General features: G+C 72.8%; 13 protein-coding genes. 9 read left to right on the forward strand and 4 right to left on the reverse strand.

Annotation, left to right across the window (positions count from 1 at the left end):
• Nucleotides 1-57: 57 nt before the first annotated feature.
• The 8 genes from C8N24_RS06515 (at nucleotide 58) to C8N24_RS06550 (ending at nucleotide 7,864) form a co-directional block, all read left to right on the forward strand.
• Nucleotides 58-1,077, forward strand: coding sequence for a BMP family lipoprotein (locus tag C8N24_RS06515; protein WP_170178883.1), 1,020 nt, complete (start codon nucleotides 58-60; stop codon nucleotides 1,075-1,077).
• Nucleotides 1,074-2,528, forward strand: a complete 1,455-nt coding sequence (locus tag C8N24_RS06520) for an ABC transporter ATP-binding protein (protein WP_121249168.1) — start codon at nucleotides 1,074-1,076, stop codon at nucleotides 2,526-2,528. The genes C8N24_RS06515 and C8N24_RS06520 overlap by 4 nt, the downstream gene beginning before the upstream one ends.
• Nucleotides 2,521-3,564, forward strand: coding sequence for an ABC transporter permease (locus tag C8N24_RS06525; protein WP_121249170.1), 1,044 nt, complete (start codon nucleotides 2,521-2,523; stop codon nucleotides 3,562-3,564). The genes C8N24_RS06520 and C8N24_RS06525 overlap by 8 nt, the downstream gene beginning before the upstream one ends.
• Entirely contained in the window at nucleotides 3,561-4,430 is an 870-nt protein-coding gene (locus tag C8N24_RS06530; RefSeq protein ID WP_211339860.1) for an ABC transporter permease, read from the forward strand. The genes C8N24_RS06525 and C8N24_RS06530 overlap by 4 nt, the downstream gene beginning before the upstream one ends.
• Nucleotides 4,427-5,371 (forward strand): nucleoside hydrolase, encoded by a 945-nt coding sequence (locus tag C8N24_RS06535; protein ID WP_121249172.1) that lies wholly within the window; start codon nucleotides 4,427-4,429, stop codon nucleotides 5,369-5,371. Before C8N24_RS06530 ends, C8N24_RS06535 begins: the two co-directional genes overlap by 4 nt.
• 72 nt (nucleotides 5,372-5,443) lie before the next feature.
• Nucleotides 5,444-6,349 (forward strand): methionine ABC transporter ATP-binding protein, encoded by a 906-nt coding sequence (locus tag C8N24_RS06540; protein ID WP_121249174.1) that lies wholly within the window; start codon nucleotides 5,444-5,446, stop codon nucleotides 6,347-6,349.
• Nucleotides 6,346-7,008 carry a methionine ABC transporter permease gene (locus C8N24_RS06545; RefSeq protein ID WP_121249176.1) on the forward strand — a complete coding sequence of 221 codons (663 nt, stop codon included), beginning with the start codon at nucleotides 6,346-6,348 and terminating at the stop codon, nucleotides 7,006-7,008. Before C8N24_RS06540 ends, C8N24_RS06545 begins: the two co-directional genes overlap by 4 nt.
• 25 nt (nucleotides 7,009-7,033) lie before the next feature.
• Complete coding sequence (locus C8N24_RS06550) at nucleotides 7,034-7,864, forward strand: MetQ/NlpA family ABC transporter substrate-binding protein (protein WP_121249178.1); 831 nt, start codon at nucleotides 7,034-7,036, stop codon at nucleotides 7,862-7,864.
• A 13-nt stretch (nucleotides 7,865-7,877) separates the two neighbouring features.
• On the opposite strand, the gene C8N24_RS06555 is transcribed toward C8N24_RS06550, so the two are convergent.
• Nucleotides 7,878-8,996 carry a PucR family transcriptional regulator gene (locus tag C8N24_RS06555; RefSeq protein WP_147447662.1) on the reverse strand — a complete coding sequence of 373 codons (1,119 nt, stop codon included), beginning with the start codon at nucleotides 8,994-8,996 and terminating at the stop codon, nucleotides 7,878-7,880.
• A 68-nt stretch (nucleotides 8,997-9,064) separates the two neighbouring features.
• On the opposite strand from C8N24_RS06555, the gene C8N24_RS06560 reads away from it, so the two are divergent.
• Nucleotides 9,065-9,523, forward strand: coding sequence for a cupin domain-containing protein (locus C8N24_RS06560; protein ID WP_121249182.1), 459 nt, complete (start codon nucleotides 9,065-9,067; stop codon nucleotides 9,521-9,523).
• A gap of 318 nt (nucleotides 9,524-9,841) precedes the next feature.
• Here C8N24_RS06560 and C8N24_RS06565 read toward each other — a convergent pair whose 3' ends face one another.
• Genes C8N24_RS06565 through mtnA form a run of 3 tightly spaced genes read right to left on the reverse strand, consistent with a single transcriptional unit; the run spans nucleotide 9,842 to nucleotide 12,767 of the window.
• Entirely contained in the window at nucleotides 9,842-10,843 is a 1,002-nt protein-coding gene (locus tag C8N24_RS06565; RefSeq protein ID WP_121249184.1) for a zinc-dependent alcohol dehydrogenase, read from the reverse strand.
• Nucleotides 10,840-11,823 carry an alcohol dehydrogenase catalytic domain-containing protein gene (locus tag C8N24_RS06570; RefSeq protein ID WP_121249186.1) on the reverse strand — a complete coding sequence of 328 codons (984 nt, stop codon included), beginning with the start codon at nucleotides 11,821-11,823 and terminating at the stop codon, nucleotides 10,840-10,842. The genes C8N24_RS06565 and C8N24_RS06570 overlap by 4 nt, the downstream gene beginning before the upstream one ends.
• Nucleotides 11,820-12,767 (reverse strand): S-methyl-5-thioribose-1-phosphate isomerase, encoded by a 948-nt coding sequence (gene mtnA, locus C8N24_RS06575; protein WP_211339861.1) that lies wholly within the window; start codon nucleotides 12,765-12,767, stop codon nucleotides 11,820-11,822. Before mtnA ends, C8N24_RS06570 begins: the two co-directional genes overlap by 4 nt.
• Between the last annotated feature and the right edge of the window lies 1 nt (nucleotide 12,768).

The following is a 12,768-nucleotide window of genomic DNA, read 5'->3' on the forward strand; positions in this document are numbered from 1 at the left end:
CATATGACCGACGCGCAAAAACCTGCAATTCCGACCTGCATTAGTACTCTCGGCCGGATGCGAAAGCTCGTGCTTGCGGCGTTCGCCCTGCTGATCGTCGGTTGTGGAGGCTCGGAGTCCGGCTCCGAGACGACCACCGGCGGCGGGGCCAAGAAGACCGCCATCTACGTGTCGACGAACCCGCTCGGCACGAACCAGTTCCTCAACCTGATCGCCGACGGCGCGAAGGCCGGCGGCGCCGAGTGCGGCGTCGACGTGAAGGTCGTGCAGTCCAACGACCCGAACCAGCTCGCCGCCAACCTGCGCGCGGCCGCCCAGGCGAAGCCGGACCTGATCATCGCCAACTCGTTCGACTCGGTGCAGACGATCGGCCAGCTGTCCAAGCAGAACGCCGATCAGCGGTGGGCGCTCGTCGACGCCACGGTCGAGAACACGCCCAACCTGCGCGGGATCCTGTTCAAGGAGAACGAGGGCATGTACCTGATCGGCGCGGCGTACGCGTTGCTCGCGAAGGATGGCGCCGGCGACTTCCCGGCCTCCAAGTCGATCGGCTTCGTCGGCGCGATCGACAACGCGCTCGTGCGCCGCTGGTACGCGGGCATGGAGCAGGGCGTCAAGGACACCGCGCCGGACATCCAGGTGCTGCAGGGCTGGGGCAACAGCTACACCGACCCGGCGACCAGCAAGGAGCTCGCGCTCTCCCAGGCGGGCAAGGGCGCCAAGTACATCGCCGCCGTCGCCGCCGCGGGCAACTCGGGCGTCTTCGAGGCCGCCGCGGAGCGGAACTTCTACACGAGCGGCGTCGACGTGGACGAGCGCCCGAAGGACCCTGACCACATCATCCTGTCGATGGTCAAGCGCTCCGACGAGGCCGTCAAGCAGGCCGTCTGCGACGTCGGCAAGGACACGTTCAAGGGCGGTGACATCGCTCTCGGCGTCAAGGAGAACGCGGTCGGCCCGGAGTTCCTGACGCTGCCGAACCTGGAGATCCCGTCGAAGCTGCCGCAGGACGTCCAGGACGACTTGAAGGCGCTCAAGGACCAGATCGTCTCGGGCGAGATCACCGTCAAGCAGTGATCGCCCTCTCGGGCATCGAGAAGCGGTACGGCGCGGTCACGGCGCTCGGCGGAGTCGACTTGACCGTCGAGCGCGGGACCGTGCACGCCGTCGTCGGGGAGAACGGCGCGGGCAAGACGACGCTGATGGGCGTGCTCGCGGGGATCGTGGCCCCCGACGCGGGCACGATCACGCTCGACGGCACGCCGGCGCGGATCGCGTCCGTCGAGGACGCGTACGCGCACGGCATCGGCATGGTCCACCAGCACTTCCGGTTGTTCCGCCGGCTGACGGTGGCCGAGAACGTCGTGATGGGCCGCGAGCCCAAGCGCCGCGGCGGGTACGACCACGCGGCGGCCGAGGCGCTCGTCGACGAGCTGGGCCGCCGGCACGGCCTGCGGGTGGACCCGCGGGCGCGCGTCGGTGAGCTGTCGGTCGGCGACCAGCAGCGCGTCGAGCTGCTGCGTGCCCTGCACCGCGCGGCCGAGGTGCTGATCCTCGACGAGCCGACGGCGGTCCTGACGCCGCAGGAGACCGACGGCCTGTTCAGCGTCATGCGCGACCTGGCCGGGCAGGGGCGCACCGTGCTCTTCATCAGCCACAAGCTGCGCGAGGTGCTCGCGGTGTCGGACATGGTCACCGTGCTCCGGCGCGGCGCGGTGACCGGCGTGCGGCGGGCCGCCGAGACGGACGAGCGCGAGCTCGCGGGCCTGATGGTGGGTCGCGCGATCGACACCGCGCGCGTCGAGGCGCCCACGCCGCCCGGGGAGCCGCTGCTGCAGCTCGGCGGGTTCGGCGGCCGCGGCCTGGCGCCCACCGACCTGGAGGTGCGCGGCGGCGAGATCGTGGGCGTCGCGGGTGTGGCCGGCAACGGCCAGACCGAGCTGGCCGAGCTGATCGCCGGGCTGCGGGAGCGCGACGCCGGGACCCTGTGGGTCAACGGGCAGGACGTCAGCGACGCCACCGTCGCCCAGCGCCGCGCCGCCGGGCTCGCCCACATCCCGGAGGACCGGTACGCGCGTGGGCTGGCCCGGGAGGCGTCGATCGCCGAGAACCTGGAGATGGGACGCCACGGTCGGCGCTTCCTGCTCGACCGCGGGGGCATGAACCGCCGCGCGCGTGAGCTGGTGAAGGCGTTCGACGTGCGCGCCGGCGACGTCGGCGACCGCGCCGCGACGCTGTCGGGCGGCAACGCCCAGAAGCTGGTGATCGCCCGCGAGCTGGCCGGCGACCCGGCGGTCGTGCTCGCCGCCCAGCCGACGCGCGGCGTGGACATCGGCGCCGCCGAGTTCGTCCACGGGCAGCTGCGCGCGGCCCGCGACCGCGGAGCCGCCGTGCTGCTGATCAGCGCCGACCTGGACGAGCTGCTCGCGCTCGCCGACCGGATCGTCGTGCTGTACGAGGGCGCGATCGTCGGCGAGAGCCGCGACGAGGCCGAGCTCGGGCTGCTGATGGCGGGCGCGCATGCGTGAGCGCGGGATGGTCGCCGCGGAGGCGCTGCTGGCGGTCGCCGTCGCGCTCGCGGTCGGCGCGCTGTTCGTGTTGCTGGCGGACGGCTCGCCCGTGGACGCCTACCGCGCGCTGTGGAACGGCTCCGTCGGCTCGGTCGACAGCCTCGCGCAGTCGATGACGACCGCGATCCCGATCATCGTCGTCGGCCTCGGCATGGGGCTCGCGTTCCGCGTCGGGCTGTTCAACCTCGGCGGGGAGGGCCAGATGATCCTCGGGGCACTCGCAACGGCGGTCGTCGGGCACGCGCTCGCACCGCTGCCCGAGGCGATCACGTTCGTCCTCGCGGTGCTGTCGGGCTGCGCCGCCGGCGCCCTGTGGGCGATGCTTCCCGCCGTCTGGGAGGCGTTCCTGCGGGTGCCGCTCGTCGTCACGACGCTGCTGCTCAACTACGTCGCGGCGCTGCTGGCCACGTACCTCGCCGCCTACCCCCTGCGCGACGAGACCGGCGGCTCGACGCTGGCCCAGACAGCCGAGATCCCGACGGCGCTGCAACTGCCGATCGTGATCGAGAACACGCCGTTGCACGCGGGCGTGTTCGTCGCCCTGCTCGCGCCGTTCGCGGTGCTGTGGCTGCTGCAGCGCACGTCGCTGGGCTACGCGATGCGGATGACCGGCCTCAACCGCGACTTCGCCGAGGCCGGTGGCGTGCCGATGAAGCGCACGATCATCACGACGATGGCGCTGTCGGGCGCGCTCTGCGGGCTGGCGGGCGCGCTGCTGGTGATGGGCCAGACCTACCGCTACCTGGACGACTCGATCGTGTCGCCGCAGACGGCGTGGAGCGGGCTCGCGGCGGCGATGCTGGCGGCGTTCAACCCGCTCGCGACGGCCGTGTCCGGCTTCTTCCTGGCCGCGCTGACCACCGGCGGCACCGGCCTGCAGCTCGCGACCGACGTGCCGCTGCAGCTCGTCAACGTCATCCAGGCCGTGATCATCGCCATGGTCGCCGTGCGGCTGTGGATCGGGCGCCGGGTCCTGCGGAGGCGGGCGACGTGAGCGACTTCCTCTCGATCTTCGACTTCGCGCTGATCCTGTCGGCGCTGCGGCTGGCGAGCCCGATCCTGCTGGCCGCGCTCGGCGGCGTGCTCACCGACCGCGCGGGGATCTTCAACATCGGCCTCGAGGGCCAGATGCTGACCGGCGCCTTCCTCGGCTTCGCCGGCCTGTACTGGACGGGCAGCGCGTGGCTCGGCCTGCTGTTCGGCGTTGCCGGCGCGACCACGCTGTCGCTGCTGTTCGGGCTGTGGGTGATCAAGCTCAAGGGCGATCCGATCATCGTCGGCCTGGCCGTGAACCTGTTCGCGATCGGCCTGACCGCGTACCTGACGATGCCGGTGTTCGGCGTCCAGGGCTCCTACGACGACCCGGCGCTGGAAGGGCTCCCGCGCCTGTTCGGCTTCTCCCCGCTCGTGTACCTCGCCGCGCTCGCCGTGCCGGCACTCTGGTGGCTGCTGTTCAAGCACCCGTTCGGGGTGCGCCTGCGTGCGGTCGGCGAGGACGCGGAAGCCGCGTCGGAGGCGGCCATCCGCCCCGCCCGCGTGCAGTTCATGGCGTGTGCCCTGTGCGGCGTGCTGTGCGGCCTGGCGGGCGCGCAGCTCGCGCTGTCGCTCGTCACCCAGTGGGTGCAGGGGATGACCGCCGGCCGCGGGTTCATCGCGCTCGTGGCGATCATGCTCGCGCGCTCGCATCCGGTCGGCGCGGCGGCGGCCGCGCTGCTGTTCGGCCTCGCCTACGCGATGGCCGTGCGCCTGCAGGGCATCGGCATCCCGCCCCAGTTCGTGTCGATGCTCCCCTACGTCCTGACCATCGCCGTGCTCGTGCTCCTCGCGCGCCGGCTCCGCAACCGCCCGGTGACCACATGAGACGAGTCGTCCTCGACATGGACGTCGGCATCGACGACGCCATCGCGATCCTCTACCTCGCGGCGCGCGACGACGTCGAGCTCGTCGCGCTCGGCGCGGTGCACGGCAACTGCACGGCCCCCGACGCGGCGCGCAACGCGCTGACCGTGTTCGAGGCGATCGGCCTCGACGTGCCGGTCGCGCTCGGCGCCACCGACCCGCTCGAGCGCGAGCTCGAGGTCGCGTCGTTCGTGCACGGCGCCGACGGCCTGGGCGAGGCGGGGCTGCCCGCACCCTCCGGCTCGGTGACCGGCGAGCACGCCGCCGATCAGCTGATCCGGCTCTCGCACGAGCACCCCGGCGAGCTGGACCTGCTCGCCGTCGGCCCGCTGACCAACCTCGGCGTGGCGCTGCAGCGCGACCCCGACGTGCTCGCCCGGTACCGCAGCGTGGTGATCATGGGCGGGTCCGGCGCCTACCCGCCGGCCGGCACGCTGCGCGAGGTCGACGCCAACATCGACCACGACGCCGCCGCGGCCGCCCTCGTGTTCGCCGCCCCGCGCCGCGAGCTCGTGATGGTCGGCGTCAACGTCACCACGCCGGCGATCCTCGACGAGGACGCGATCGCCGCGCTCGCCGCCTCCGACACGCCCGCGGCCCGGCTCGCGACCGCGATCCTCCCCTTCTACCTGGGCTTCTACAAGCACAAGTGGGGACGGCTGATCTGCTCGATGCACGACCCGCTCGCCGCCGGCATCCTCGTCGACCCGACCTACGCCACCGCCTGGCGGGAGGGGCCGGTGAACGTGATCTCCGACGGCTATCTGGCCCGCGCGTGGCTGATGGAGCGCGAGGACGGCGGCCCGCTCGGGCTTCCCGTGACCCCCGCACCACCCACTCGGGTGGTTGACGCGGCGGACTCGCAGCGCTTCCAAGAAGAGCTCGTTCGACTTCTCGTATAACGGTTAACGACACCCTGTCCTAATAGATCCAAATAGGATCGGAGTTCAGGTGTTTCTATCCTCCGCGTCTCGATGCTTGAGATCAGCGGCTTACGCAAGACCTTCCCGAACGGCGTCGTCGCGCTCGACGGCGTCGATCTCGTCGTGCCGAAGGGCGAGATCGTCGGCGTCATCGGTCGCAGCGGCACCGGCAAGAGCACGCTGATCCGCTGCGTCAACCGGCTCGAGGAGCCGACCGCCGGCACGATCCACCTCGAAGGCGAGGAGATCACCCGGATGCGCGGCCCGCAGCTGCGCGCCGCCCGCCGGCGGATCGGGATGATCTTCCAGCAGTTCAACCTGCTCACCTCGCGCACCGCGGCCGAGAACGTCGCGCTGCCGTTGGAGATCGCCGGCGTCGGTCGCGCCGAGCGCCGTCGCCGCGCGCTCGAGCTGCTCGACCTCGTCGGGCTCGGCGACCGGGGTGCGTCCCATCCGTCGCAGCTCTCGGGCGGGCAGAAGCAGCGCGTCGGCATCGCCCGCGCGCTCGCCTCCGAGCCCGCGCTGCTGCTCTCGGACGAGGCGACGTCCGCGCTGGACGCCGAGACCACGAACTCGGTGCTCGACCTGCTGCGCACGATCAACGCCGAGCTCGGGCTGACCGTGCTGCTGATCACGCACGAGATGGACGTCGTGCGCGCCGCGTGTGACAGGGTCGCGTTGCTGGATGCAGGGAAGGTCGTGGAGCACGGGCCGCTCGGCGAGGTCGTCGCGCGCCCCGAGTCGCGCCTCGCCCAGGGCCTGCTGCCGCAGTTCGGACGCGTTGAAGTCGCCGACCACGAGCACGCCCGCGAGCTCGTGCTGTTCGACGACGCCGACGAGCGCCTCGCCGCCGAGGTCGCAGCCGGCGCACGGATCGAAGCGCGCTCGACCGAGCGCATCGGCGACCGGCGCGTCACCCGCGCGCTGGTCGTGAGCCCCAGCGAGGTGACGGTATGAACGACGGCTGGAGCGAGTGGGCTCCCCTGCTCTGGACGGCGACGCGCGAGACGCTCGTGATGGTCGGCGTGGCGATGCTCGTCACGATCCCGTTCGGCCTGCTGCTCGGCGTCCTGCTGCTGATCACCGGCAAGGGCGGCATCCTCGAGCAGCCGATCGCGAACAAGATCCTGGGCGCGGTCGTCAACGTCGGGCGCTCGGTCCCGTTCATCATCCTGCTCGTCGCCGTGATCCCGCTCACGCGGGCGCTCGTCGGCACCACCATCGGCACCACCGCGGCCATCGTGCCGCTGGCGCTCGCGACGATCCCGTTCTTCGCGCGGATCGTCGAGACCGCACTCCGGGAAGTGCCGGGCGGTCTCGTCGAGGCCGCCACCGCGGCCGGCGCGCGGCGCCGCGAGATCGTCTCCAAGGTCCTGATCCCCGAGGCGCTCCCCAGCCTCGTGTCCGGGGTCACCATCACCACGATCGGCGTCATCGGCTACTCCGCGATGGCCGGCGCCGTCGGCGGCGGAGGCCTCGGCGACGTGGCCATCCGCTACGGCTACCAGCGCTACGAGACCGAGGTGACGATCGCCACCGTGGTCGTCCTCGTCGTGCTGGTGCAGCTCCTGCAATGGGCGGGCGACTGGTTCGCCCGCCGCCTCTCTCACGCGTAGCACCTCTCCCCACGAAAGGAAGCCGATGCGCCGCATCGCACTTGCCCTGACCGCCGCCGCCCTCGCCGTCGGTGTGGTCGCCTGCGGCGACGACGAGCCCGCTCCCGCGAGCGGCGCGTCCGCCGACACGTCCAAGCCGCTCGTCGTCGGCGCCTCCCCAGTCCCGCACGCCGAGATCCTCGACTTCATCAAGGACAACCTCGCCGAGAAGGCCGGCCTCAAGCTCGAGGTCAAGGAGTTCACGGACTACGTCCTGCCGAACACCGCGCTGATCGACGGCCAGCTCGACGCCAACTACTTCCAGACGCCGGCGTACCTCGCCGACCAGGAGAAGGCGCGCAAGTTCAAGGCGCAGTCGATCGTCGGCGTCCACATCGAGCCGCTCGGCCTGTACTCGAAGAAGGTCAAGGACATCAACGCGATCCCGAACGGCGCGCAGATCGCGATCCCGAACGATCCGACCAACGAGGCCCGCGCGCTGCGCCTGCTCGCGGCGAACCAGCTGATCACGCTGGACGACAACGAGTCGACGACGGCGACGATCCGCAACATCACGGACAACCCGAAGGACATCGAGTTCGCCGAGGTCGAGGCGGCCCAGACGCCGCGCTCGCTCGACGACGCCGACCTCGCCGTGATCAACGGCAACTACGCGATCGAGGCCGGCCTCACCCCGAGCGAGGACGCACTCGTGCTCGAGCAGGCCGAGGGCAACCCGAACGCCAACCTGCTCGTGACGCTGCCCGACGAGGCCAACGATCCGCGCGTGAAGAAGCTCGCCGAGCTGCTCACCTCGCCCGAGGTCAAGCAGTTCATCGACGAGAAGTACAAGGGCGCGGTGCTCGCCGCCTTCTAGCGGCGAGCCCCGTCTAGCGCCGCCGGGCGAGTCGCTCGGCGGCGCGCTGCACGTCCAACGCCTGCAGGCCCAGCGTGAGCTGCGCCTGCCCGGCCGGCGTCTGCGGGTCGTGGCCCGTGAGCAGGCGGACGCGGTCCAGCCGGTTGCCGATCGTGTGCCGGTGGGCGAACACGGCCTCGGCCGTCGCGTTCATGTTCGCGCCGTGGGCGAAGTACGCCCGCAGCGTGTCGTGCTGCTCGGGTGCCGGGCCGACGGTCGAGTCGACGAGCGCCGCCAGCGCCGCGGGGTTCGTCGCGCCCGTGCCGAGCAGCAGCCGCCAGCTGCCGCCGAGCAGCTCGTCGCCGCCGTCGAGCTCCAGTGCGAGCGCGGCGATCTTCAACGCGGTCGCGAACCGGCTGGGGTCGACCTCGTGCGGCGAGATCCCCGCCGGCATCGTCGCCTTCAGGCGCCGGACGAGCCGGGCGGGCGACCCGGGGGCGAGCGCCTCGACGAAGTCGCCGCGTGCGGCGGCGAGCGCGCCGGGGAGCTCCTGCGCGATCGTGGCCAGCACGCGGTCGGTGTGCCCGGCGGGCGGGCGCGCGACCAACGCGCTCACGCCCTGGGACAGGTCGGCGCCGAGCCGCTGCGCGCGGGCGAGCACCTCCGGACCGGCGAGGCGGTCCAGCTCGTCGAACAGCGCCGCCGCCGCCCGTCGCTGGGACACGCGCTGGTCGCGGAGCGTCACCGCGGTCAGCGCCGCGAGCGCGGCCAGCTCGAGCACCTCGTGCGCGCCGCCGTGCTCGCGGCCCAGCAGCAGGACCGCGCCCAGCGGCTCGTCACCCGAGCGCACCTGCACCTCGGCGACCACGCCCGCGGGCACCTTGACCGGCCCGCCCTTGAGCCGCTCGGCGACGTAGCGCTCGAGCGCGGGCAGCCGCTCGCTGTCGGGTGCGGCGGCGGCGATGTCCGCCGCCGGCAGGACGATCGCGACCGTCCCGTCGAGCTGGTCGGCGGCCAGCGCCGCCACCGGGGCGATGCCGCCACCGGCGAGCACCGCGTCGATCATGCCGAGGTGGATCTGACGCAGCGCGGCTACGTGAGCGGGGGCCGGCCCCACCTGGGGGTCAGCGAGCACGGACAAAGGGACCTCCATCGCATGCACGGACCGTACCATAAATACCTATAAGCCGATCAGGATTAGGAGCTCCTATCCTGGGACGGGTGAGACGTGCAGCCTTCGACCCCACCGCCTTCCGCTGGGACGGCGTCACCGCCCGCGCCTACAAGGACGACCCGGGCACCGCCCGCGGCATGGCCTGGCAGGGCCTCTCCCGTCACACACTGGTGCGGTCGGAGGAGGCGGGCGTCAGCTTCGAGGTCCGCTACTTCGAGATCGCGCCCGGCGGCTACTCGAGCCTGGAGAAGCATGAGCACGTCCACGTCGTCTTCGCCGCCCGCGGCGCGGGCCAGGCCCTGATCGGCGACCAGGTCGTCGACCTCAACCACCTGGACCTCGTGGAGACCCCGCCGTGGGCCCCGCACCGCTGGATCAACCCGTCTGACGAGCCGTTCGGCTTCATCTGCACGGTCGAGGGCGCGCGCGACAAGCCGCAGCCCATCTCGGACGAGGAGTGGAGCGCCCTGCTCGCCGACCCGCGCACCGCGCCGTTCGCTCACTGATCTGCCGCCGATGTGGCGGCTCGTCCTCCTGCTGGCGCTGGTCCTCGTCGCCTGCGGCAGTGAGCGCCAGGACGACGGCGACGAGCTCCTGAACGCGATCGAGCCCGGCCGAAGTCGACGTCGAGACGCCGGTCACCCATGCGTCGCTGGCGGCGTTCGTCAGCGAGTACCGGCGCTTCGGCTTCTTCGACGGCGTCCCATCGCACGCCCTCGCTCGCGCCTACGAGCGCGAGTACGGGGAGCCGCCGGCCTCGAGCTCGACGCCGGCCTCGGCCAGGTCGCGTGGCAGGTCTACGAGGAGGGCTCGACCGCGGCCTGCTAGACGACGACGCGGTACTTGGCCGGCTGCGGGCCGTGCAGGCGGCCGAGCAGCGCGTCGGGCAGCTGGTCGAGCGTGATCTCCGGGCCGAGGAGCTCCGCCCACGGGTACTCGTCCGCGGCGAGGACGTCGAGCGCGCGCGCCAGGTAGCGCGGCGCGTGGTGGTAGGTGCCGAGGAGCGTGACCTCCTCGTAGTGCACGCGCGCGGTGCCGACCGTGAAGGTCGTGTCGCGGGCGCAGCCGCCGAACAGGTTCACGGTGCCGCCGGGCGCGGCCATGGCGACCGCGAGCTCCCACGCCTCGGGCCGGCCGACCGCTTCGATCACGAGGTCCGCGTCGCCGCCCGCCGCGACGTCCTCAGGCCCGCGCGTGGCGATCACGGTCCGGTGCGCGCCGAAGCGCTTGGCCAGCTCGAGCCGCTCCGGATGCGGGTCGAGCACGGTCGGCCGCCCACCGGCGCTCGCGACCAGCGCGGAGAGCATCAACCCGAGCGAGCCGCCGCCGAGGATCGTCACCCGCTCCGGCACTTCGACCACGTCGAGCGCGTGCACGGCGCAGGCGAGCGGCTCTGCGACCGGTGCCAGCGCCAGCGGCACGCCGGCGGGGATCCGGTGCAGGTTCGTGCGCACGAGCCGCTCGGGCAGCAGGACCTTCTCGGCGAAGCCGCCGAGCACGTACAGCAGGTCCTGGCAGAGCGACTCGCGCCCACGCCGGCACGGGCGGCACTCCCCGCACGGCGCGGAGTTGCCGCTGAAGACGACGTCGCCGACCGCCACGTTCGCCACACCTGTCCCCACGCTCTCGATCGTGCCCGCGAACTCGTGGCCCAGCCGAGCCGGGAACGGGCCGAGCGACGGGTGGCCGCGCAGGAGCGACTTGACGTCGGTGTGGCAGGTCGCCGCCGCGCCGACGCGCAGGACGGCCTCGCCCGGGCCGGCGACGGGATCGGCGACGTCCTCCACGCGCAGGTCGCCCGGCGCGTAGATCAACGCCGCCTTCACGCCGACGTCACCACGACCTTGATGCCCTCCTTGCTGCGCGCCGCGGCCAGCGCCGCCTCGGTCTCCTCGAGCGGGAACCGGTGCGTGATCAGCTTGTCGGCGGAGATGTGGCCGTCGGCGATCAGCGCGAGCGCCGCGCGCGTGTCGCGCGGGCCGGCCGAGTAGGACGCCTGGATCTCCAGCTCGCGGAAGAACAGGTCGTCGACGCCGAAGTCGCGCCGCTCGCCGGGCCCGCTCGGCGCGAACAGCTGGATGATGCCGCCGCGGTCGGCGCTCGCCAGCGCGAGCGCCCACGCCGCGGCCGCGCCCGTCGCCAGCATCACGACCGTGGGCGAGCCGACGGCCTCGGCGGTCGGCTCGACGCCCCGCGCGCCGAGCGACGTGGCCAGCGCCCGCCGGTCCTCGCGCGGCTCGGCGACCGTCACCTCGGCGCCACGCGCCAGCGCCGCCTCGGCGATCAGCAGCCCCATCTGCCCGCCGCCGATCACGAGCAGCCGCGTGGTGTCGTCGACCCGTGCGCGGTCCAGCCCGCGCACGCAGCACGCGAGCGGCTCGATCAGCGTCGCGGCCTCGTCGCTCACGTGGTCGGGCAGCGTCAGCAGGTCCAGCGCAGCGTTCAAGGCCGGCACCAGGATCAGCTCGCTGAACCCACCCGGCTCGATCCGCGTCGCCTTGAAGGTGTCGCACAGCGTCTCGTGCCCGCGCCGGCAGTACTCGCAGGCGCCGCACGGCACGTGGTGGTGGATGAACACGCGCGTGCCCGGCTGGGGAAGCTCGTCGCCCGCCGCTTCCAGCACCACGCCGACCGGCTCGTGCCCGAGCACCACGGGCGCGCGCGGGTCCTGGTACCACTGCATGAGGTCCGAGCCGCAGATGCCGCACGCGCGCATCGCCACCAGCACCTCGCCCGGGCCGGGCCGCGGCACCTCGCGCTCCTCGATCCGCACGGCGCCCTCGCCGAGGTAGACCGCCGCCCTCACGACAGCACGCCTTCGATCGCCGGCCCGAACGGCGCGCGCAGCACGCCCGCGTCCGTGATCAGGCCGGTGATGAGCGAGGCGGGCGTCACGTCGAAGGCCGGGTTCCACACGCGCGTGGACTCCTCGAGCCCGGCGATCGAGCGGATCTCGCTGCCGTCGCGCTCCTCGATCTCGATCACGGCGCCGTGGGGCGTCGCGGGGTCGAGCGTGGAGCGCGGCGCGGCCACGTAGAACGGCACGCCGTGATGGCGGGCGGCGATGGCCAGCGCGTAGGTGCCGATCTTGTTGGCCGTGTCGCCGTTGGCGGCGATCCGATCCGCGCCGACGATCACGGCGTCGATCTGGCCGCCCGCGAGCAGCGCGGGCGCCGCGCCGTCCGGCAGCACCGTGACGGGGATGCCGGCGTCGTCGAGCTCCCACGCCGTCAGCCGCGCGCCCTGCAGGAGCGGGCGCGTCTCGCACGCGAACACCTCGACCGGCTCGCCCGCCTCCTGCTTGGCGTAGACGACGCCGAGCGCCGTCCCCCAGCCCGCGGTCGCCAGCCGGCCCGTGTTGCAGACCGTGAGGATCTTGGACGCCTCCGGCAGCTCGGCGCGACCGTAGGAGCCGATCGCGCGGCACGCGGCCACGTCCTCCTCGAGGATCGCGAGCGCCTCCGCCTTGCGGTCGGAGGCGGCGAGCACGCGCTCGACCGCCCAGCGCAGGTTCACGGCCGTCGGCCGCGCCGACGCGATCCGCTCCGCCTCGGCGTCGTCGTCCCCCGCCAGCAGGACGCCCAGCGCGCCCGTCACGCCGATCGCGGGCGCGCCGCGCACGGCGAGCCGCTGGATCGCGTCCACCACCTCGTCCACCGTCGAGAGACGGATGATCCGCTCCTCGGCCGGCAACAACGTCTGGTCGATGATCTCGATCGCGTCCCCGGTCCAGCCCACCGCGGTCCGCACG

It is taken from the genome of Solirubrobacter pauli (assembly GCF_003633755.1).
Lineage (GTDB): Bacteria > Actinomycetota > Thermoleophilia > Solirubrobacterales > Solirubrobacteraceae > Solirubrobacter > Solirubrobacter pauli.